Source organism: Streptomyces sp. NPDC037126, from assembly GCF_055605965.1.
In genome coordinates, this window is sequence record NZ_JBVJTD010000012.1 from 210,715 (window position 1) to 231,894 (window position 21,180).

14 protein-coding genes and 1 tRNA gene are annotated in these 21,180 nt (G+C 72.8%); 12 read left to right on the plus strand and 3 right to left on the minus strand.

Going from position 1 to position 21,180, the window contains the following annotated elements:
* The first annotated feature begins 163 nt into the window (after positions 1-163).
* The 3 genes from ACZ7FF_RS25785 (at position 164) to ACZ7FF_RS25795 (ending at position 4,434) form a co-directional block, all read left to right on the plus strand.
* Positions 164-1,120: a Ppx/GppA phosphatase family protein gene (locus ACZ7FF_RS25785; protein ID WP_470814730.1), complete on the plus strand. Its 957-nt coding sequence runs from the start codon at positions 164-166 to the stop codon at positions 1,118-1,120.
* 444 nt (positions 1,121-1,564) lie between these two features.
* Positions 1,565-2,944, plus strand: a complete 1,380-nt coding sequence (locus ACZ7FF_RS25790) for an NAD(P)/FAD-dependent oxidoreductase (protein WP_470814636.1) — start codon at positions 1,565-1,567, stop codon at positions 2,942-2,944.
* Positions 2,945-3,144: 200 nt separating this feature from the next.
* Entirely contained in the window at positions 3,145-4,434 is a 1,290-nt protein-coding gene (locus ACZ7FF_RS25795) for a class I SAM-dependent methyltransferase (protein ID WP_470814637.1), read from the plus strand.
* Positions 4,435-4,505: 71 nt separating this feature from the next.
* Here ACZ7FF_RS25795 and ACZ7FF_RS25800 read toward each other — a convergent pair whose 3' ends face one another.
* Positions 4,506-7,037 carry an ABC transporter permease gene (locus tag ACZ7FF_RS25800; protein ID WP_470814638.1) on the minus strand — a complete coding sequence of 844 codons (2,532 nt, stop codon included), beginning with the start codon at positions 7,035-7,037 and terminating at the stop codon, positions 4,506-4,508.
* Positions 7,037-7,807: an ABC transporter ATP-binding protein gene (locus ACZ7FF_RS25805; protein ID WP_470814639.1), complete on the minus strand. Its 771-nt coding sequence runs from the start codon at positions 7,805-7,807 to the stop codon at positions 7,037-7,039. Before ACZ7FF_RS25805 ends, ACZ7FF_RS25800 begins: the two co-directional genes overlap by 1 nt.
* 413 nt (positions 7,808-8,220) lie before the next feature.
* On the opposite strand from ACZ7FF_RS25805, the gene ACZ7FF_RS25810 reads away from it, so the two are divergent.
* The 9 genes from ACZ7FF_RS25810 (at position 8,221) to ACZ7FF_RS25850 (ending at position 19,925) form a co-directional block, all read left to right on the plus strand.
* Positions 8,221-8,307: transfer RNA gene (locus ACZ7FF_RS25810), tRNA-Leu, on the plus strand.
* A 475-nt stretch (positions 8,308-8,782) separates the two neighbouring features.
* Positions 8,783-10,627: a fatty acyl-AMP ligase gene (locus tag ACZ7FF_RS25815; RefSeq protein ID WP_470814640.1), complete on the plus strand. Its 1,845-nt coding sequence runs from the start codon at positions 8,783-8,785 to the stop codon at positions 10,625-10,627.
* Positions 10,624-12,387 carry an acyl-CoA dehydrogenase gene (locus ACZ7FF_RS25820; RefSeq protein WP_470814641.1) on the plus strand — a complete coding sequence of 588 codons (1,764 nt, stop codon included), beginning with the start codon at positions 10,624-10,626 and terminating at the stop codon, positions 12,385-12,387. The genes ACZ7FF_RS25815 and ACZ7FF_RS25820 overlap by 4 nt, the downstream gene beginning before the upstream one ends.
* A 28-nt stretch (positions 12,388-12,415) precedes the next feature.
* Positions 12,416-12,706, plus strand: a complete 291-nt coding sequence (locus ACZ7FF_RS25825) for an acyl carrier protein (protein ID WP_470814642.1) — start codon at positions 12,416-12,418, stop codon at positions 12,704-12,706.
* Entirely contained in the window at positions 12,706-15,870 is a 3,165-nt protein-coding gene (locus tag ACZ7FF_RS25830; RefSeq protein WP_470814644.1) for a type I polyketide synthase, read from the plus strand. The genes ACZ7FF_RS25825 and ACZ7FF_RS25830 overlap by 1 nt, the downstream gene beginning before the upstream one ends.
* 4 nt (positions 15,871-15,874) lie before the next feature.
* Positions 15,875-16,888, plus strand: coding sequence for a 3-oxoacyl-ACP synthase III family protein (locus ACZ7FF_RS25835; RefSeq protein WP_470814646.1), 1,014 nt, complete (start codon positions 15,875-15,877; stop codon positions 16,886-16,888).
* Entirely contained in the window at positions 16,875-18,854 is a 1,980-nt protein-coding gene (locus tag ACZ7FF_RS25840) for an HAD-IIIC family phosphatase (RefSeq protein WP_470814648.1), read from the plus strand. Before ACZ7FF_RS25835 ends, ACZ7FF_RS25840 begins: the two co-directional genes overlap by 14 nt.
* Positions 18,811-19,047: an acyl carrier protein gene (locus ACZ7FF_RS25845; RefSeq protein WP_470814650.1), complete on the plus strand. Its 237-nt coding sequence runs from the start codon at positions 18,811-18,813 to the stop codon at positions 19,045-19,047. The genes ACZ7FF_RS25840 and ACZ7FF_RS25845 overlap by 44 nt, the downstream gene beginning before the upstream one ends.
* On the plus strand, positions 19,044-19,925 hold the full coding sequence (locus tag ACZ7FF_RS25850) for a 4'-phosphopantetheinyl transferase family protein (RefSeq protein WP_470814652.1): 882 nt from the start codon (positions 19,044-19,046) through the stop codon (positions 19,923-19,925). Before ACZ7FF_RS25845 ends, ACZ7FF_RS25850 begins: the two co-directional genes overlap by 4 nt.
* Here ACZ7FF_RS25850 and ACZ7FF_RS25855 read toward each other — a convergent pair.
* Positions 19,897-20,973, minus strand: coding sequence for a LuxR C-terminal-related transcriptional regulator (locus tag ACZ7FF_RS25855; protein ID WP_470814654.1), 1,077 nt, complete (start codon positions 20,971-20,973; stop codon positions 19,897-19,899). The two genes, ACZ7FF_RS25850 and ACZ7FF_RS25855, sit on opposite strands and share 29 nt — an antisense overlap.
* Positions 20,974-21,180 lie beyond the last annotated feature (207 nt).

Sequence of the window (21,180 nt, forward strand, 5' to 3'; positions counted from 1 at the left end):
CCCGCTCGGCGACGAGGCGATCGCGATGCTGCCCGAGTGGTGGCGCAAGGGGCCGTGCGTGCAGCCGCTCGAGGCGCCCGACCCGGCGGACGAGCACCCGGGCGAGGAGGGCGCGGTCCTCGACCCCACCGAGGTCCGCAGCGGTTTCTTCGCCGACCGGCCGATGGTCCCCGAGGGCTTCTCCCGGGTCGCCGCCATCGACTGCGGTACGAACTCCATCCGGCTGCTCGTCGCCGACGTGAACCCGGCCACCGGCGAGCTGCTGGAGCTGGACCGGCGCATGACGATCGTCCGGCTCGGCCAGGACGTGGACCGCACCGGCCGGCTGGCGCCGCAGGCGCTGGAGCGGACCTTCGCCGCGTGCCGGGAGTACGCCGGGGTGATCCGTGAACTCGGTGCCGCCAAGGTACGGTTCGTGGCCACCTCCGCCTCCCGCGACGCCGAGAACCGGGACGACTTCGTGCGCGGGGTCGTGGACATCCTCGGGGTCGAGCCGGAGGTCATCAGCGGCGGCCAGGAGGCCGAGTTCTCCTTCACCGGGGCGACCAAGGAGCTCGGGGGCCGCGACGACCTCGCCAGGCCCTATCTGGTGGTGGACATCGGCGGCGGCTCCACGGAGTTCGTCGTCGGCGACGACCACGTGCGGGCCGCGCGGTCCGTGGACGTGGGCTGCGTGCGGATGACGGAACGGCACCTGGTGGCCGGCGGCAAGGTCTCCGACCCGCCCGCCGGGGAGCAGATCGCGGCCATGAGGGCCGACATCGAGGCCGCGCTCGACCTCGCGGAGGAGACCGTCCCGCTGGGCGAGGCGCGCACGCTGGTCGGGCTGGCCGGTTCGGTCACCACGGTCTCGGCGATCGCCCAGGACCTGCCGGAGTACGACTCCGCGCGCATCCACCACTCCCGGGTCTCCCGCGACCGCGTCCGCGAGATCACCGAGTGGCTGCTGCGCTCCACGCACGCCGAGCGTGCCGCGGTGGGCTCCATGCACCCGGGCCGGGTCGACGTGATCGGTGCGGGCGCCCTCGTGCTGCTCGCGATCATGGAGCGGACCGGTGCCGAGGAGGTCGTCGTCAGCGAGCACGACATCCTCGACGGCATCGCGTGGTCGGTGGCGTAGCTCTCTTTTGTTACTCCCCGGTAGCGTCAGACTGAGCAGGTCGGATAACGTTTGAGCGTCTTCGAGGGGCCCTTCGGGGCCCCTCGTTCGCGCCCCGGCGGAAAAGTTCGTGAAGTTCTTCACAAGGAATTGGGTCCCCGTGGGTGCCCGAAGGGGGCCGGTTGGCCCTTTCGGGGGTCCAAGAGGCGTTTGAACATGTTCAGATGGGGTGTGTGGCGGCGCCCTGGAAGGGTCTGTTCCGGGGATGTTCCGGGGTGCTCACGATGGCTCCGGAAACCCGGAGAGGCTGCTCACGCGGCCTTGACAACGGGGCGAACCGCCTCGCGGTTCCGTTTCGGCCACATGACCTGGGTCACGGGGGCCGCGGAGTTTAGCACGGGCCCCCAAGAACCTTGTGAAGGGGCGCACGAGCAGCCCCCCGGAGGCAGGTGGATACTCGATGGCATGAGCACCACGGAGCGTCCCAGGATCCTCGTAGTAGGCGGTGGGTACGTAGGCCTGTACGCAGCTCGGCGCATTCTCAAGAAGATGCGCTACGGCGAGGCGACCGTCACGGTCGTCGACCCCCGGTCGTACATGACCTACCAGCCCTTCCTCCCCGAAGCCGCCGCCGGCAGCATCTCCCCTCGCCACGTCGTCGTCCCGCTGCGACGCGTGCTGCCGAAGGCGGAGGTCCTCACCGGTCGGGTCACCACCATCGACCAGGACCGCAAGGTCGCCACGATCGCCCCGCTGGTGGGCGAGGCGTACGAGCTGCCGTTCGACTACCTGGTCATCGCGATGGGCGCGGTCTCCCGCACCTTCCCGATCCCCGGCCTCGCCGAGCAGGGCATCGGTATGAAGGGCATCGAGGAGTCCATCGGGCTGCGCAACCACGTCCTGGAGCAGCTGGACAAGGCCGACTCCACGAACGACGAGGAGATCCGCCGCAAGGCGCTCACCTTCGTCTTCATCGGCGGTGGCTTCGCGGGCGCGGAGACCATCGGCGAGGTCGAGGACATGGCCCGGGACGCCGCCAAGTACTACAAGAACGTCTCCCGCGAGGACATGCGGTTCGTCCTCGTCGACGCCGCGGACAAGATCCTCCCCGAGGTCGGCCCCAAGCTCGGCCAGTACGGCAAGGAGCACCTGGAGAGCCGGGGCGTGGAGATCTACCTCTCCACCTCCATGGACTCCTGCGTCGACGGCCATGTGGTGCTGAAGAACGGCCTGGAGGTCGACTCCAACACCATCGTGTGGACCGCCGGCGTCAAGCCGAACCCGGCCCTCTCCCGCTTCGGTCTTCCGCTCGGCCCGCGCGGCCACGTGGACTGCGAGCCGACCCTCCAGGTCAAGGGCACGGACTACATCTGGGCCGCCGGTGACAACGCACAGGTCCCGGACCTCGTCGGCCGCAAGGCGGGCAACGAGAACGCCTGGTGCCCGCCGAACGCCCAGCACGCGCTGCGCCAGGCCAAGGTGCTCGGCGACAACGTGATCTCCGGTATGCGGGGCTTCCCGCAGAAGGAGTACGAGCACGCCAACAAGGGTGCGGTCGCCGGTCTCGGCCTGCACAAGGGCGTGGCGATGATCGTCATGGGCAAGGTGAAGATCAAGCTCAAGGGCCGCCTCGCCTGGTACATGCACCGTGGCTACCACGGCATGGCGATGCCGACCTTCAACCGCAAGATCCGCGTCTTCGCCGACTGGACCCTCGGCATGTTCCTCAAGCGCGAGGTCGTCTCCCTGGGCGCCATGGAGAACCCCCGCGAGGAGTTCTACGAGGCCGCCAAGCCGGCGCCGGTCGCCGCCGCCAAGACCGAGGAGAAGGCCAAGGCCTCCTGACCCCAGGTCACCGGCAGACCCGAAGGACCTCCCGCCATCCGTGGTGCGGGAGGTCCTTCGGCGTTCCCGGGCCGCCCCGTCTGCATGGCCGATACAACTGTTTTGCTCGGTTGTAACTCCTTTGCGGGACTGCGCTCGGGGCCGCACGGTGTTTACGTGGTGAACGGACATCCGGGATCGTCGTCTTGGAGGTGTGCGCCATGGCCGACGCCGCGTCGCGGCTGAGGAGACTTGCCGAACAGATGCTGGGCACCCCGCTTCCGGTGCGGTTGCGGGCCTGGGACGGGTCGCAGGCGGGGCCGCCGGGTGCGCCGGCCCTCGTCATCCGCAACCGCCGCGCACTGCGCCGCATGCTGTTCAAGCCGAACGAACTGGGCCTGGCCCGCGCCTGGGTCGCCGGGGACCTGGACATCGAGGGCGACCTCTACGCCGTCCTCGACGCCATGGCCGGGCTGATCTGGGAGCGCGGGGAGGACACCCGCGGCCTGGTGCGGGCCGTGCGCGACCCGGAGGTCCGCGCCGCCGCCCGGGAGCTGCTGAGGCTCGTCGGCCCGCCGATCCCCCCGGCCCCGCCGCGCGAGGAGGTGCGCAGGCGCCGCCACCTGCACACCCGCAACAGCGACAAGCGGGCCATCAGCCACCACTACGACGTCGGCAACGACTTCTACGAGCTCGTCCTCGGCCCCTCCATGGTGTACTCCTGCGCCTACTGGGAGGACGGCGGCACGCTGGAGTCCGCCCAGCGCGACAAGCTCGAACTCGTCTGCCGCAAGCTCGGCCTGAAGCCCGGTCAGCGGCTGCTGGACGTCGGCTGCGGCTGGGGCTCGATGGCCATCCACGCGGCGCGCGAGCACGGCGTGAACGTCGTCGGGGTCACCCTCTCGCAGGAGCAGGCCGCCTACGGCCGCAAGCGCGTCGCCGACGAGGGCCTGACCGACCTGGTGGAGATCCGGGTCCAGGACTACCGGGACGTCCCGGACGGCCCCTTCGACGCGATCTCCTCCATCGGCATGGCCGAGCACGTCGGCGCCGAACGCTACCTGGAGTACACACGCCGGCTGTACGAGCTGGTGAAGCCCGGCGGCCGGCTGCTCAACCACCAGATCGGCCGCCGCCCGCAGGGCGACGAGTCGTCGTACGAGGTCGACCAGTTCATCGACGCCTACGTCTTCCCCGACGGCGAACTCGCCCCCGTCGGCACCACCGTCACCCAGCTGGAGCGCGCCGGCTTCGAGGTGCGGGACGTGGAGTCCCTCCGCGAGCACTACGCCCTCACCCTCCGCCGCTGGGTGGCCAACCTGGAGGCCGGCTGGGACCGCGCCGTCGGCCTCACCAGCCCCGGCCGCGCCCGCGTCTGGCGGCTGTACATGGCCGCCTGCGCACTCGCCTTCGAGCACAACCGCATCGGCGTCAACCAGGTCCTCGCCGTCCGCACCCCGGCGCCGGGCACCTCGGGGCTGCCGCTGCGCACCCGCGACTGGAACGGCTGACACCGGTACGGCGCACACGACGAAGGGGGCCCCGTGCCACGGGGCCCCCTGGTGCGTCGTACGGCTGCCCGCTACTCGGACTTGATGGCCGACAGCATGTTCAGCCGGGCCGCCCGCCGGGCCGGCCACAGGGCCGCCAGGATGCCGACCGTGCCCGCGAGGAGCAGGAAGAACGCCATCCGGCCCCAGGGCAGGACCAGTTCGTACGTCGGCATCTTGGTGCCGAGGAGCTGTCCGGCCGCCCAGCCGAAGAACACGCCTAGGCCGATGCCGAGCACCCCGCCGAACAGGGAGATCACCAGGGACTCCAGGCGGACCATCCGCTTGACCGCCTTGCGGTCCAGGCCGATGGCGCGGAGCATGCCGATCTCCTGCGAGCGTTCGAAGACCGACATCGCCAGGGTGTTGATGACACCGAGGACCGCGACGATCACCGCCATGCCGAGCAGGCCGTAGACCATGTTCAGCATCAGCGTGAACATCTTCGCGATGTCGTCGGAGATGTCCTGCTTGTCCTGGATCTTGATCGCCGGGTTGGTGCCGAGGGCCTTCGCCAGCCGGTCCTTGGCGGCGGACGAGGCGCCGTCCGCCGTCTTGACCATGACCTGCATGTCGACCGGGTCCTTCAGGTGAGGGGTCAGGACCTTGTCGTCCAGGATGATCCCGTTGATCATCTGGTTGCCCTCGTAGACACCGGCGACGGTCAGCGTCCGGGCCTTGCCGTCCTCGAAGTGCACGGTGAACCGCGAACCGGCGTGCCAGCCGTAGTCCTTGGCCCGGTCCTTGTCCACGACGACCCGGGTGCCGTCCACCGCGAAGGTGCCGTCGTCGACCTTGAGGTCCGTCAGCCTGCCGATGGACGAACCGTCCACGCCGGTCAGGAACTCGGTCCTGCCGTCGATCCGGGACTCCGCGTTGCGCAGCGGGCTGCTGGCGGTGACCCCGTCCGTGGCGGCGATCTTCCTCGCCACCTCGGGGGAGAGCGGGGAGCGGTTGGCCATCGAGACGACGTAGTCCGCGCGGATCGCCGAGCTGGCCATCTTGTCGATGGCGGTCTGCAGGCTGCCCGCCATCACCGTCATACCGGTGATCAGGGTCAGGCCGATCATCAGCGCCGAGGCGGTGGCCGCCGTGCGGCGCGGGTTGCGCACCGAGTTCTGGCGGGCCAGCTTGCCGGAGACACCGAAGGCGCGCAGCACCGGGGCGGCGGCCGCGATCAGCGGGCGGGACAGCAGCGGGGTCAGGATGAACACGCCGATGATCAGCAGTACCGCACCGAGTCCCATCGGGGCCTGGGCGGAGTCGGCGCTCATCGTGGTGGCCGAGAGGATCACCGCGACACCGGCCGCCGCGAACAGCGCGCCGAGCGTGTTGCGCAGCACCAGCGACTTGGTCGTGGCCTGGGCGTGCACGCTGCTCATCGCCGCCACCGGCGGGATCTTCGCGGCCCGGCGGCCGGGCAGCCAGGCGGCCAGCATGGTGATGAGGACGCCGACCGCGAGGGCGGCCACCACGGTGCCCGGCGTGATGACCAGCGGTCCGTCGGGCACGCTCGCGCCGAAGGAGCCGAGCAGGGCGCGCAGGCCCGCGCCGATGCCGATGCCGGCGGCCAGACCGGTGGCGCCCGCGACCGCGCCGACCACGAACGCCTCGATCAGCACCGAACGGGTGACCTGCCGGCGGGAGGCGCCGACCGCCCGCAGCAGGGCCAGCTCCTTGGTGCGCTGGGCGACCAGCATGGTGAAGGTGTTGGCGATGATGAACGTGCCGACGAACAGGGCGATGCCTGCGAAGACCAGCAGGGCCTGCTTCAGGCCGCTCATCCCGTCGGCGATCTGCTTGGCCTGGTCGTCGGCGAGCTGCTTGCCGGTGGTGGTCTCCACCAGCTGGGAGGGCAGCGCCTTGTCGATCCCGGCCTTGAGCGCGGACTGGCTGGTGCCGGCCGCGGCCCTGACGTCGATCTCGTCGTAGGTGCCCGCCTTGCCGAAGAGCCGCTGCGCGGTGGGGGTGTCGAACAGGGCGAGGCTGCCGCCGGCGGCGACGTTGCCGTCGTCGGTGCGGAAGACGCCCGCGACGGTCGGGGTGAGGACCGGGCCGTTCACGGAGAGGCGCACGGTGTCGCCGACCTTGTACCCGGCCCGCTGCGCCGTCCGGGAGTCGAGCAGCACCTCGCCGCTGCCGTGCGGGGCGTGGCCGCTGACGAGCGGGTACCGGGTGTCCTTGGTGCCCCAGTAGTTGCCGCCGGTGGACTGCCAGTCGCCGCCGAGCAGCTTGCCCTGCTTGTCGGCGACGGCGGTGAAGCCGCTGACCACACCGGTGGCGGAGGCGGCGCCGGGGACCTCGGCGGCCTTGTCCAGCATGGCCTGGGTCAGGTCGGCGGTCCTGCCGACCCGGTCCCGGCGCTTGGACTCCTGGTACTTGGCCTGTACGGCGACGTCGACGCCGTCGAAGCCCTTGGCGGAGCTCTTCTGGTAGGCGTCGGAGATGGTGTTGGTGAAGACGAGGGTTCCGGAGACGAAGGCCACGCCGAGCATGACGGCGAGGACGGTCATCAGGAGGCGGGCCTTGTGCGCGAGGACGTTGCGCAGGGCGGTGCGGAACATCAGCTGGTCCGGCCCTTCGCGTCGAACTGCTTCATCGTGTCGAGGACGGAGTCGGCCGTGGGCGCGTACATCTCGTCCACGATCCGCCCGTCGGCCAGGAAGATCACGCGGTCCGCGTAGGCGGCGGCGACCGGGTCGTGGGTGACCATGACCACCGTCTGGCCCAGCTCGCGCACGGAGTTGCGCAGGAAGCCGAGCACCTCGGCGCCGGAGCGCGAGTCGAGGTTTCCGGTCGGCTCGTCACCGAAGATGATCTCGGGCCGGGAGGCGAGGGCGCGGGCCACGGCCACGCGCTGCTGCTGGCCGCCGGAGAGCTGGGAGGGCCGGTGGCCGAGCCGTCCGGACAGGCCGACCATCTCGATGACCCGGTCCAGCCAGGCCTTGTCCGGCTTGCGGCCCGCGATGTCCATCGGGAGGGTGATGTTCTCCAGCGCGGTCAGCGTCGGCAGCAGGTTGAAGGCCTGGAAGATGAAGCCGATCTTGTCCCGGCGGAGCTTGGTGAGCTGCTTGTCCTTCAGCGAGCCCAGTTCCGTCTCGCCGATGCGCACGGACCCCGACGAGAAGGTGTCCAGGCCCGCCACGCAGTGCATCAGGGTGGACTTGCCGGAGCCGGACGGGCCCATGATCGCGGTGAACTCGGCCTGCCGGAAGTCGACGGAGACCTGGTCCAGGGCGACCACCCGGGTCTCACCCTGCCCGTAGATCTTCGACAGCTCGGTGGCCCTGGCGGCCACGGCCGTGGTCCGGTCGGCGATGGGTGTGGTGGTCACGGGACGGTACTCCTGTCGGGACGACGTGTGTTCCTGGGGACCTGTCCATCGTCCCGTCGGACGACGGCCCTGGAGTCAGTCGCTGTTCCCGTTCTCGGGGCCGACTCCGGTCGGACGTGAGGGTGTCGCGTCATACCTGGGGAGGACGGGCGACCCCGACGGGGCCGCGGCCGCCGCATGTGGTCGACCGGTGCCGAGAACAGGTGGAACGCCCTCGTTCGGACGGTGAAATTCCGTCATTTCACGTACGGGCGCACGTGCCCCACGTCACGCTATTGGCAAGTGCGGATGGCTCGTTCCACGGGCTGATGCACCCTCAGACGTCAATAAAATAAGACAACATCGGTCCGCCGTTCCGCTGTTCGGGGGATGCGTCCCGATAGGCTCGGAACTCGTTGCGGAGCCCATGGCCTGCCCGGATGGTGGAATGCAGACACGGCGAGCTTAAACCTCGCTGCCCCTTCGCGGGCGTGCCGGTTCAAGTCCGGCTCCGGGCACCACTTCGTCTGCTGCGCAGGGCGCGGGCCATCCCCGGCGGCGTTCCGACGGTGGCCCGCTGGTCGCGGTTCCGGCCGCATTGCCCCTCTCCGGCCGAGAATGTCGGGCCCCGCCCCTGCCGTGAGGGTGTCCATCGGCTGCGCATGCCGCTCGGACGCATGTGAAGCGCCCCGCCCCGGCCGGAAACCGGGCCGGGGCGCACCCATGTCCAGGCGTCACTCGCCCGGCAGGCGGTTCAAGGGGGCAGCCGCCCACCCACCGCCGGAGCAGCCGTGCTCACTGCTCGGTTGGAGTCGTCGCAGGTCGAAGGGGTGGCCGGCATGTGCGGCCGGCTTCGGGGCGCCGGCTCGCCGGCCGGCCGGGGGCTGCTCGGCCGGTACAAGCAGATCTTTAGCGGGGCGGCCGAGGATGCTCGGCAGGCATGGGGTCGTGCTCCGGACGGGGGAGTGCGGCTGGTCATCGTCGCAAGGGGGAGCGATGTCGAACCTGTCCACCACCGGGCCGGTCACCTTCACCGATGTGCTGCGCGAGCGCGTCGCACGGCGGCCGGAGGCCGAGGCGCACGTCGAGCTGAGGCACCGTGGCACGGCGGTCAGTCCGCTGCGGCTGTCGTACGGGGAACTGGACCTGCGGGCCCGCCGGGTCGCCTCGGTGCTGCAGGAGAGGCGGGCGGGCGGGACGCCCGTGCTGCTGCTGTACGCGTCCACGGCGGAGTTCCTCAGCGCCTACGCGGGCTGCCTGTACGCGGGCGCAGTGGCCGTGCCCGCGCCGCTGCCGGACGGCGCCGGCGGTCACGGGCGGCGCGCGGACCGGGTGCGGGCGATGCTCGACGACACCGGCGCGCGGCTGGTGCTGACCGAGGCCGCGAGCGCGCCCGAGGTCTCCCGCTGGCTGGCCGACGCGCTGCGGGACGGCGTGGACTGCCTGGCCACCGACCGCCCCGAGCTGGGCGATCCGGCCGCCTGGCGTCCGGTGCGCACCCGCCCCGACGATCTGGCCTTCCTCCAGTACACCTCGGGTTCGGTGCGTGATCCGCGCGGTGTGATGGTGTCCCACCGGAACCTGATCGACAATCAGCGGCTGCTCCAGCAGGTGCTGCGCACGACCGAGCAGGATCGATTCGGCGGATGGCTGCCGCACTACCACGACATGGGCTTCATCGCCCATCTGCTGCACCCGGTCTGGCTGGGCGGCATGTCCGTCCAGATGGCACCCGAGTCCTTCGTCCGCCAGCCGATGCGCTGGCTGCGCGCCATCGACACCTACGGCGTCACCGTCGGCGGCGGCCCCAACTTCTGCTACGACCTCTGCGTCGACCGCGTCCCCGAGGAGGAGGCCGCCACCCTCGACCTCTCCCGCTGGCGGCTCGTGCTCAACGGCGCGGAGCCGGTACGCCCGCACACCCTGCGCCGGTTCGCCGCGCACTTCGCGACCGCCGGGCTGCGCGCCGGGGCGGTCTACCCCTGCTACGGGCTGGCCGAGGCGACCCTGCTGGTCTCCGGCGGCACCCCCGGCGACCCCTGGGCCACGCGCCCCGCCGACCCCGAGGCGCTGGAACAGGGACGGCTGGCCGCACCCTCCCGCCCCGGCATGGGAGCGGCCGGGGCACGGGAACTGGTCGACTGCGGACCGGTCACCGGGTACGACGTGCGGATCGTCGAGCCCGAGGAGCGCAGGGAACTGCCGGAAGGCTCGGTCGGGGAGATCTGGCTGCGCGGCGACAGCGTGGCACAGGGGTACTGGAAGCGCCCCGACGAGAGCGAGGAGACCTTCCGGGCCACCCTGAGCGACGGCGAGACCGGCTTCCTGCGCACCGGCGACCTCGGTGTCCTCGCCGACGGCCGGCTGTACGTCACCGGGCGCCTGAAGGAACTGGTCATCCTCAACGGCCGGAACCTGTACCCGCAGGACGTCGAGTGGACCGTACGGGAGGCGGCCGCCGGGCTGCGGCCCGGCGCGGCCGCCGCGTTCTGCGTCGACGCGGGCGGACGGGAGCAGCTCGTCGTGGTCCAGGAGACCCGCGCCGACATGGAGGACACGGCCCGGACCAACCGGCTCGTGCGGCGCGTCCAGGAGGCCGTCGGCGCCGAGTGCAACGCCCCGCTCGCCAACCTGCTGCTGGTCCGCCCCGGTACGGTGCCGCGCACCACCAGCGGCAAGGTGCGCCGCGCGGAGACCCGCCGGCTGTTCCTGGCCGGTGAGCTGAGGGCCCTCCACCAGGTCCTGGACCCGGCCGTCCACGACCTCGTGGGCGCGCGCCGCACCGCCCTCGGCGAGGACCTGCTCCTCCCGGAGCCGACCGGTGGAGGCGGCCGGTGGTGAGCGCGGCGCTCGCGGAGGCGGTGGACCCGTCCCCGCTGTGCGGTGACCCCGTCCCGGGCCGCTCCCGCGCCGCCCGGGTCGAGGCGGCGCTGGGCGACCCCGGCGATCCCGCCAACCCCTACGGGTACGCCGCGCTGCTCACGGCCGACCGGCTGGCCGAGCGGTTCGGCGCCGGGGAGGAACTGCTCGACTCTCTGGGGACGCCCGCCGAGTTCGTGCCGGTCGCGCTCGGCGGGCGGCTCTGCTCGTACGAGGAGCTGGTCGCCGTCATGCGGCCCGTGTTCCGGCGGGACGTCGGGCTCGCCATGGGCTACGGGATGATGAGCTGGATGGCCGCCTCCGACGTGTGGCTGGCCGGTACCGAGGAACAGCGGACGTGGGTCGCCGCGCTGCTGCTGCGCGGCGGCAAGGCGGCGATCGCGCAGCACGAGACCGCCCACAGCAACGACTACGTACGCAGCGGGGTGACGGCCCGCCGCACCCCCGGCGGCCTGGTCCTCGGCGGGGCCAAGCCACTGATCAACAACCTGGAACGGGCCGGCGCGCTGGTGCTGTTCTGCCGTACCGGCGACGGACCCGGCGCCGGCAGCCACTCGGCGCTGCTGCTGCGCCCGGACACCCTGCCCGCCGACCGGGCCGCGCTGCTGCCCCGCCGGGTCGCCGTCGGCCTGCGCGGCTGCCGGTTCGCCGGGCTGGAGTTCGACGAGTGCCCCGTGCCGGAGACGGCGCTGCTCGGGCCGGAGGGCACCGGAGTGAGCACCGCCCTGCGGTCCTTCCAGCTGAGCCGCACCGTCATCGCGTCCTGCGCGGTCGCGGCCGTGGACACCGTGCTGCGCACCGCGGTGATGTTCGAGCAGTCGCAGACCTCACCCGCCCGGCCGGGCCGGAGCACCGATGCCGCCCGCGCCTCGGCCTCGACCACCGGCGCCTTCGTGAACCTGCTGCTGTACGACAGCCTCGCGGTGTTCGCACTGCGCGCCCTGCACCTGCTGCCGGAACAGACCAGCGTCTACTCGTCCGCCGTGAAGTACCTGCTGCCCAAGGTGCTCATCGAGACCATGTACGACCTGTCGACGGTCCTCGGCTCCGGTATCTACGCCCGCGAGGGCTCGCTGGGCATCTTCCAGAAGCACATCAGGGACGTACCGGTGCTCAGCCTCGGCCACGCGGGCACGGCCGCCTGCCAGGCCACGGTCATCCCCCAGCTGTTCCGGCTGGCCCGGACCTCCTGGGGCGCCTGCGAGCCGCCGCCCGGCACCCTGTTCCGGCCCGGCGACCCGGTGCCGCCGACGGGGGCGGACCGGCTGGGCCTGGCCTCCGGGCACGAGGCGCTCACCGCCTGCCTGCCGCTGGCCGCCGACGACATCACCGGCTCCGACCCCGCGGAGCGGGCGCTCGCCGGATACGCCCGGGCGCTCGCGGCGGAACTGGCCGAACTGCGCGAACGGGTACGGGGCCTGGAACACGGCACCCGCCCCGGAGCCTGGCCGGCCGCCGGGTTCGCGCTGGTCGACCGGTACGCGCTGCTGCTCGCGGCCGCCGCCGTGCTCGGCGTGTGGCGGCAGGCCGGGTACGGCGGCGACCCCTTCCTGGCCGAGGCGTCCTGGGCGGCCGCGGCCCTGCACCGGGTGGCCCGCAGGCTCGGCGTGCGGGTCGCCGACCTGCCCGCGCAGTGCACCACCCGGATCCGGCACGAGGTGCAGCTCCGCTACGGCGCCCAGCTCAGCTACGACCTCTACACCACCCCAGTGAGCGGCTGACCCCGCGTGCTCGCGAAGGAGTTCCACGATGACCGCACCCGCGTACCGGCCCACGACCCCGGACGCCACTCTGGAGCAGTGGCTGCTGGACCGGCTCGCCGCGTATCTGCACCGGCCGGCCGAGACCATCGACCCGTCCGTGCCGCTCGCCGACTACGGCGCCGACTCGGTGGTGGCGCTCAGCCTGTGCGGTGACCTGGAGGACGAGTGGGGCGTCGAGGCAGAGCCCACCCTGCTGTGGGACCACCCCACGGTCGGCGGACTGCTGGCCCATCTGCCCGTCGCGCACCCGGACGCCTTCGGCGACGAGGACCGGTGATGGGCGACATCGCGGTCGTCGGCATCGACTGCCTGTTCCCGCGCGCCCACGGCGTCGACGCCTACTGGGAGCTGCTGCTGGGCTCGGCGGACGCCATCGGGGACGTGCCGCCGGGCCGCTGGGACCGGGACGCCCACCCGGAGGTCGCGCGGGGGGGCTTCGCCGACGGCATCGACGTCTTCGACCACGCCTTCTTCGCCGTGCCGCCGCGGGAGGCCGCCGCGATGGACCCGCACCAGCGGCTGCTGCTGCCCTGCGTGTGGCGGGCGATCGAGGACTCCGGGATCTCCCCGACCGCCCTCGCCGGCAGCGACACCGGGGTCTACGTCGGGGTGATGGGCGGCGAGTGGGGCCGGCTGACCCTGTCCGGACAGCACCGGCCCACACCCCAGCTGGGCGCGGGCAGCAGCGCCGGGATGATCGCCAATCGGGTCTCGTACCACCTGGACCTGCACGGGCCGAGCCTCGCCGTGGACACCGCCTGCTCGTCCTCGCTGGTCGCGGTGCATCTCGCGGTGGGCGCGCTGCTCACCGGCGAGTGCTCGACCGCCGTCGCGGCCGGCGTCAACCTGGTGCTCTCGCCGACGCTCGGCCTGGTCTACCAGCAGCTCGGGCTCGCCGCCCCCGACGGGCGCTGCAAGCCGTTCTCCGCCGACGCCGACGGCATCGGCCGCGCCGACGGGGTGGGCGTGGTGGTGCTGCGCCGGCTGGAGGACGCGGTCGCCGACGGCAGCCGGGTGTACGCGGTGATCCGGGGCAGCGCCGTCAACCAGGACGGGCGCAGCAACGGGGTCACGGCGCCGAGCAGGTGGTCCCAGCAGAAGGTGCTGCAGTCCGCCTACCGCCGGGCCGGGGTCACCCCGGACGAGGTGCGTTTCGTGGAGGCGCACGGCACCGGGACGGTGCTCGGCGACGCCATCGAGTGCGCGGCGCTGGGCGCGGTGCACGGGGTGCGGCGGGCCGCGCCGTGCGCGATCGGCTCGGTGAAGGGCAACCTCGGGCACACGGAGGGCGCCGCCGGGATCGCCGGGCTGATCAAGACGGCGCTGGCGCTGCACCACCGGGTCGTGCCGACGAGCCGGCACGCGGACCGCGAGAATCCCCGGCTGCGGCTGGCCGAGCGCGGGCTCGGCCTCCTCAAGTCGCCCCTGCGGCTGCCGCGTGGCGAGACGGTGGCCGGGGTCAGCAGCTTCGGCATGGGCGGCACGAACGCGCACGTCGTCCTGGCGACCGCACCCGCCGCGGCCCGGCCGGAACGGGGCGCGTCCGCGTCCGCAGGGTTGCCGCCGGGTCCCGGGTACGGGTCCGTCGTGGCTGCGTCCGCCGGGGCGCTGCCGGGTGTCGAGCGCGGGGCCGTTGGGGCTGAGCACGCGGTTCTCGGCGCCCCTGGGGAGTTGCGGGGGGCGGACGGGGAGGGTTCGCGGGGCTTTTGGGCTGCTGCGGAGCGTCCTGGGAATCCGCTCGGGGTGTTCACGGTGACCGCCGACTCGGGCGAGGGGCTGCGGCGGAACCTCGCGGCGCAGGCGGTGGCGGTGGCGCGGCACGGGCGGTCGGTGGCGGCGCTGTGCTGGAGCAGCAACCGGGCCAAGACGGGACTGGCCTACCGGTACGCCACCACCGCACGGGACGCCGAGGAGCTGGCCGGGACGCTGCGCCGGGCCGCCGAGGCGCCCGTGGCGACCGGGGCCGCCGTACGGCCGTCCACCGCGCCGGTCGTCGGCTTCCTGTTCACCGGACAGGGCAGCCCGTACCCCGGCATGACCGCCGGGCTGTACCGCGACCTGCCCGCCTACCGCCGGCACCTGGACGAGGCCGACGCCGCGCTCGCCCCGCACACCGGCCACTCGGTGCGCGAACTGCTGCTCGCCGGCGACGAGCGGATCACCGGCGCCCGTCTGGCGCAGCCCGCGCTGTTCGCGGTGGGGTACGCCCTCTCCCGCACCCTGACCGGGCTCGGGGTGCGCCCGGCGGCCGTGCTCGGGCACAGCGTGGGCGAGTACGCGGCGGCGGTGACGGCCGGCGCGCTCGACCTCGCGGACGCGGCCCGGCTGGTCGCCACCCGGGCCGCCCTGATGGCCGAACTGCCCGAGGGCACGGGCATGCTGGCGGTGCGCGGCGCCCGTGAGGTCGTCGACGCGCTGCTCGCCGGGCAGCCGGAGCCGGTCCTCGCGGTCGTCAACGGCCCCGCCGACACCGTGCTCGCGGGCGGCCGCCCCACCCTGGAACGCGCCGCCGCCGCGCTCGCGGAACGGGGCCTGCGCGCCCGGTTCCTGGACGTGCCGCTCGCCTTCCACTCGCCGGCCGTGGCGTCCGTGGTGCCACGGCTGCGGGAGGCGGCGGCCGGGATCGCCGTACGCCGTCCCGAGGTGCCGTTCGCCTCCACCCGGTACGGCCGCCTGCTGCGCGACGAGCCACTGGACGCCGGGTACTGGTCCGCGCAGGTGGCCGAGCCGGTGCTCTTCGGGGACGCGCTCGGCGCCCTGGTGCGGCAGACCGCGCCGACCCACCTCCTGGAACTCGGGCCCCGGCCGCAGTTGCTCGGCCTCGCGGGCCGCGCGGGCTTCGGCGAGGGCGTCGGCTTCCTGCACCCCTGCCCCGGACCCGCCGCCGGGGGCCGCGAACTGGCCGACGTGGTAGCCGCGTTGTACCGGTCGGGCCTCGACCCCGACTGGTCCGCGCTCTACGCCCCGGAACACCGTCGCACGGAGCGCCTCGCCCCGTACGTCTTCGACGACCGCCCCCGCTTCCCCCAGGCTCCCGCGCCGGCGACGGCACGCCTCTGCGACGGCCCGGACCCGGTCGCACCGGCCGCGGTCCGGGACCCCGACACGGGCGTGCCCGGTACCGCGCCAAAACCGCGGGACGGTTCCCCCGTGACCGCCGCCGTCGTCCACGCCGTCGCCGACGTCGGGGGCTACCCCGTGGCCGAACTGACGGCAGGGGCCCGCTTCTACGAGGACCTCGGGTTCGACTCGGTGATGATCATGCAGCTGAAGGACCGGATCGAGGCGCGGCTGCCACAGCTCGGCGAGCTGTCGGTGCCGGACCTGATCCCGGCGCTGCGTTCCGTCGGCTCGCTGGCCGCACACCTGGCCGGACTGCTGGTGGCCGAGGCGGTGTCCGGCCCCCGGGTGCCGGCCACCGCCCGGGCCGGAAGGGAGTGACGTGATGGAGACGGCGTTCATCGCCGGGACCGGGACCGCCCTGCCCGGCGGACCCGTGGACAACCCCACGCTCGGCCGGGCGCTCGGCGTGAGCGCCGAGTGGATCGACGTCTTCGTCGGCACCCGCTTCCGGCACTTCGCCCGCGACCTCGACACCGGCGAGGTCCACGGCTCCCTGGCCGGGCTGTGCGCCCGTGCGGCCGCCGGGGCACTGGACCGCGCCGGACTCGAACCGGCCGATGTCGACTTCCTCGTCCTGGCCACGGCCACCCCGGACCGGCTGCTGCCCACCACCGCCACCGAGGTCGCCGACCGGCTCGGCCTCGTCCATCTGCCCGCCTACCAGCTCCAGGCCGGCTGCTCCGGCGCGCTCCAGGCCCTGGAACTCGGCCGCGCCCTGCTGGGCGGCGGCGCCGCGGCCGGACTGGTCATCGGTGGCGACGTCACCCACCGGCACCTGGACCTGCGGCCCGGAGCCGCCCGCAGGCCCGCCGGGGAACTCGTCAACTACATGCTGTTCGGAGACGGCGCGGGCGCCGCGGTCCTCACCGCGGAACCGCTCGGCGACCGGCTGGCCGTACGCGGTGTCCTGCACCGCTTCACGGGTCTGGGCCGCGAGCCCGGGCAGGTCGTGCACTGGTACGGCGCGGGCGACGCCGTACCGGAGGGCCCCGCGGTCACCGAGGACTACAAGGCCATCGAGGAGTCCGTGCCCGACATGGCCGCCGAGGCCCTGTGGGAGACGCTGGAACTGGCCGGCTGGCGGCCGGAGGACGTGGACTACGTGCTGCCGCCCCAGCTGTCCCGGCACATGACCCAGCGCGTCGTCGACCGGCTCGCGCTGCCCGGGGCGCGCGAGATCAGCTGTGTCACCGACACCGGGAACACCGGCAACGCGCTGCCCTTCCACCAGTTCGACCGGCTCGCCGCCGCCGTCCGCCCCGGCGAACGGGCGCTGGCCCTCGCGGTCGAGTCCAGCAAGTGGATCAGGACGGGGGTCTGCCTTGAGAAGCTCTGACGCCCCGGGAACGGCCGCACCGGCCGCCGACCCGGGCGCCGGCGCCGTCGGCCTGCTGCGGCTGCTGCGGGACGAGCGGCGGCTGGAGGCGGAGTACGACACCGTCGCCGCGCTGCTCGCCCGGCACGAGGTCGCCGACGATCCGGTGGCTTTGCGCCGCGTGGGCCGGCTGCTGGCCGGGGCCGATCCGGACCGGGTGCTGGCCCACCATCCGGGGACCCCCGTGGTGACCGTGGCCGTCACCGGCCAGTCCACCGTGGCCCCGGTGCTCGACCCGCTCACCGCCGAACTGGCCCGGCACGGGCTGCTGCTGCGGCCCGTGACCGGGGACCACGGCGCCTTCGTCCGGGACTTGAGTGTCCCTGCAGGGAGGTTCGAGGGGGTCCGGCCCACACTGACGCTGTGCCTGCTGGATGCCACGACCGTCCTCGGGCGGGTACCCGGGGTGTGGTGTCCCGACGATGTGGCGCATGCCTGTGGGGAGGTGCTGGAGCTGCTGCGCGAGATCGCCGCCGGGTACCCGGCACGGGTGGGCGGGACGCTGGTCCTCAACACCCTTCCCCTGCCCCCCACCTGGAGCCGCCGACTGGTGGATCTGCGGTCCCGGGCGCGACTGGGCGCGGTGTGGCGGGAGTTCAACGCGTCCCTGCTGCGGCTCTCCGAGGAGGCCGGCGGCGTCGTGGTGATCGACCTCGACCCGCTGCTGGCCGAGGGCGGCCCGCTGCACGACGTCCGGCTGGCACACCACGCCGACGCACAGCTCGGCGCCGGGCTGCTCGCCGGGTACGCCCGCGAAGTGGCCCATCTGGCACGGTCGTTGAACGGAATGGCCCGCAAGTGCCTGGTGCTGGACCTGGACCACACGCTGTGGGACGGCGTGCTGGCGGAGGACGGCCCGGACGGGGTCGCCGCCGCGGGAACCCCCCGTGCGGAGGCCTTCGGCGCGTTCCAGCAAGTGGCCGCCCAGCTGGGTGCCCAGGGGGTGCTGCTCGCGGTCAGCAGCCGCAACGACCCCGAGGAGGTGCGCCGGGTCCTGCGCGAGCACCCGGACATGCGGCTGCGCGAGGACGACTTCGCGCACATCGCCGCCGGATGGGGGCCCAAGGACGAGGCGCTGCGGGAGATCGCCGGCCGGCTGGGCATCGGCACCGACGCGCTGGTCTTCGCCGACGACTCCCCGGCCGAGTGCGCCCGGATCCGGGCCGCGCTGCCGGAGGTGGCCGTCGTCCGCCTGGACGACGAACCCTCGCTGCACGGCGAGAAGCTGCTGGGCGACGGCTGGTTCGACCAGCCGGGGCTCACCGAGGAGGACCGCGAGCGCGGCGCCCGCTACCGGGCCGAGACGCGGCGCGGCCGGCTGCGCGCGGGCGCGGCGACCGTCGACGAGTACCTCGCCGACCTGGGCACCACCGTCGACTTCGGGCCGCCGCTGCCGTACGAGTACGCCCGGACCGCCCAGCTCACCCAGCGCACCAACCGGTTCAACCTCACCGGTCTGCGGCTGACCGAGGCCGAGGTCGCCGCGGCGGCGCGCGACGACGACGGTGCGCGGCTCCTGGTGGCGCGGTCCGCCGACCGGTTCGGGGAACACGGTCTTGTGGGTGCCGTCCTGACCCGGCGGACCGGTCCGTCGCTGGAGGTGGTGAACGTCTGGCTCAGCTGCCGGGTGCTCGCCCGCGGCATCGAGCAGGCCTGTCTCGCGGACGTGCTCGCCCGGGCGCGCGACGCGGGCGCCCGCGAGGTGCTGGCCCGGTTCACCGAGACGCCCAAGAACGCGCCGGCCCGTGCCTTCTATCCGGAGCTCGGCTTCACCCCCTGCGAGCCGGATCAAGGGGGCGCGAGCTACCGGCACGATCTCGCCACGCCCCCCCTCGCGCCCCCTCACATCCGAATGATTACGAACCCGGCTGGAAAGAATGCCCATGGATCTTGGCTGCCTCGACGATTTTCTGCGACTGCTCCATGATGAGTGCTCGATCGATCTGCGGGGGCGAGGCGCCGCCACACCACTGGCGGATGTGCCCGAGTGGGATTCGGTGCTGCTCTTGCGCCTGGTCACGGTGCTGGAGGAAGAGACCGGCCGGCGGCTGCCCATCCGTCCCCTCCTAGAGGCCCGGACGTTCGAAGACATCCACGCGTGTGTGAAGGAGCAGGCATGAAAGCCCCCCAAGGCGCGGCCGTCGGCCCGCCGCTCACCGTTCCGGTGGAGGTGGCGGACTGCTCCGACGCGGCCTGGAGCCAGGTCCGCCAGGACCTGCGGCAGAGCGGTTCCGCGCTGCTGTGGGCGCGGCTGTCCGTGCTCGGCGCGCGGATCCCGGGGGACGAGGCGCTGCGCGAGGTGCTGGGCCGGGACTGGTCCCGCTATCTGGAGCTGACGCACGCGGACGTGCGCCGGCGATACGCCGCGTCACGGCTGCTGCTCAAGTACGCGGCGGGTGCGGTGCTGCGCGGCGACCCCGAACAGCTGGAGCTGGCCTACGGCCCGACCGGGCGGCCGTACCTGCGTGGTTACGACCAGATCGACATCAGTCTCAGCCACACCGGTGACGTCCTGCTCGTCGGTCTGACGACGCGCGGGCTGATCGGCGTCGACGCCGAGCGGACGGACCGGCAGATGTACGGCGGCGGGCTCGGCCGGCATGTGTGCACGCCGTACGAGCTGATCACGCTGGCCGCGCTGGAGGAACGGGAGCGCAACCCCAGCCTGGTGCGGCTGTGGACGCTGAAGGAGGCGTACAGCAAGGCCATCGGGCAGGGGATGAACTTCCGCTTCACGGAGTTCGGTTTCGGCCCGGACGGCCGTCCGGTGCAGGTGCAGCGTCCGGACGGCACGGTCGGCACGGGCGACGAGTGGGGCTTTCGCAGCTTCGTCATCGACGACGCCTACTGCGTGAGCGCCGCCGTCTACGACGCCGGGTTCGGTACCACGGCCGAGATGGACGTGGCCACGATGCTGGACCAGGACTGCGTGGACGCCATCAACGAGGCGCTGGGATCGGGTGGCGGCTTCAACGGCCGGCTGTCTCGGGGGAACTGACGTGCCGTCCGGTGCCCGGTGCCTCCGGGAAGCCGTCCAGGATGCCGGACCTGGCGACGTTGAAACCGGCCTGGAACCGGCTGGTCGCCTCCAGTTCCTCGGTGATCTCGGCGATGTGCCGGCGGCAGGTGCGCACGGACATGCCGAGCCGGCGCGCGACCATCTCGTCCTTGTACCCCTTCGCCATCAGCCGCAGGACCGAGTGCTTCACGTCGTCCCCGGTGGTGGGCGCCTTGCCGGTGTCCGGCTCGAACGGGGTGGCGCTGTCCCAGAGGTAGTCGAAGACCTGGCAGAGGAAGGACACGAGGGTGGGTTCGCGCACCACCGCGGCGCCGGGCGGCTGGTCGGGACGAGCGGTGCGTTCCGGCAGGAAGACGATCTCGCGGTCGTAGATGAAGAGCCGGTCGATGAGTTCGTCGGCGGTGCGGACCTCGGCGCCGGCCGCGGTGACGTCCCGGACGTAGGCACGGGTGGGCAGGTCGCTGCGGGCGGTGTGCTGGTAGATGGTGCGCATGCGCACCCCGCGGTCGAGCAGCTCCTGGGCGGCCTGGCGGGCCGCGGGCAGCACCTCGGAGGGCCGGGGGCCGCCGGGCTGGATGATGAGGACCTCGTTGCGGCAGTGCTGCCGGCGTTCGTCGATCATGGACTGGACGAGCGCCGCGTCCCCGATGAGGTCGAAGGCCTCGAAGCGGTTCCGCTCGCGTCTGCCCTCGAAGTACAGCGGGGTGAGCGAGAGCAGTTTGGTGCGGACCTCGGTGACGGCCTGCTGCAGGTCGCGGACCTGACGTTCGGCCGCCCCGACCAGGTCGGCGGCGGCCACGTCCGGGCCCACCGGGACGAGCACCGTGGGATCACCGGGCATGGGCTGCAGGAGACGCAGATGGCGCAGCACCTGTTCGGCGCGCTCGGCCTCGAAGGCGGTGAGGCACAGCTGCCCGGCGATGGCCTCACGGTCGAAGCGGCCGAGCCGTACCGCCTGGCCGTACGCTGACGCGCTCAGGTCGTCCAGCTCGGCAAAACCGAGGTCGGAATATTCGCTTCCGGCCATCAATGCCGCTCCCCCCAGCTCGGCGAATTACCTGTCATGCAACTTTACGCCACCGTGCGGCGCTTGGGCGTGAGAGGTGATTGACGGCAGTCTGAAGTCCGTCGGAAGGAACCGGGGCACGACGAGGGTTCAGGGGAATGAAGTAGAACTCTCAATCAATGTCCTTTGTCGTTCCTTTGGAATCGCATGACCAATTGGGGGATTTGA

Bases quoted from the DNA above. Each gene is read 5' to 3' on its own strand.
- ACZ7FF_RS25835 (WP_470814646.1), top strand. From the start codon at position 15,875: ATGGAGACGGCGTTCATCGCCGGGACCGGGACCGCCCTGCCCGGCGGA.
- ACZ7FF_RS25815 (WP_470814640.1), top strand. From the start codon at position 8,783: ATGTCGAACCTGTCCACCACCGGGCCGGTCACCTTCACCGATGTGCTG.
- ACZ7FF_RS25830 (WP_470814644.1), top strand. From the start codon at position 12,706: ATGGGCGACATCGCGGTCGTCGGCATCGACTGCCTGTTCCCGCGCGCC.
- ACZ7FF_RS25800 (WP_470814638.1), bottom strand. From the start codon at position 7,037: ATGTTCCGCACCGCCCTGCGCAACGTCCTCGCGCACAAGGCCCGCCTC.
- ACZ7FF_RS25825 (WP_470814642.1), top strand. From the start codon at position 12,416: ATGACCGCACCCGCGTACCGGCCCACGACCCCGGACGCCACTCTGGAG.
- ACZ7FF_RS25790 (WP_470814636.1), top strand. From the start codon at position 1,565: ATGAGCACCACGGAGCGTCCCAGGATCCTCGTAGTAGGCGGTGGGTAC.
- ACZ7FF_RS25795 (WP_470814637.1), top strand. From the start codon at position 3,145: ATGGCCGACGCCGCGTCGCGGCTGAGGAGACTTGCCGAACAGATGCTG.
- ACZ7FF_RS25855 (WP_470814654.1), bottom strand. From the start codon at position 20,973: ATGGCCGGAAGCGAATATTCCGACCTCGGTTTTGCCGAGCTGGACGAC.
- ACZ7FF_RS25845 (WP_470814650.1), top strand. From the start codon at position 18,811: ATGGATCTTGGCTGCCTCGACGATTTTCTGCGACTGCTCCATGATGAG.
- ACZ7FF_RS25850 (WP_470814652.1), top strand. From the start codon at position 19,044: ATGAAAGCCCCCCAAGGCGCGGCCGTCGGCCCGCCGCTCACCGTTCCG.
- ACZ7FF_RS25785 (WP_470814730.1), top strand. From the start codon at position 164: ATGGTCCCCGAGGGCTTCTCCCGGGTCGCCGCCATCGACTGCGGTACG.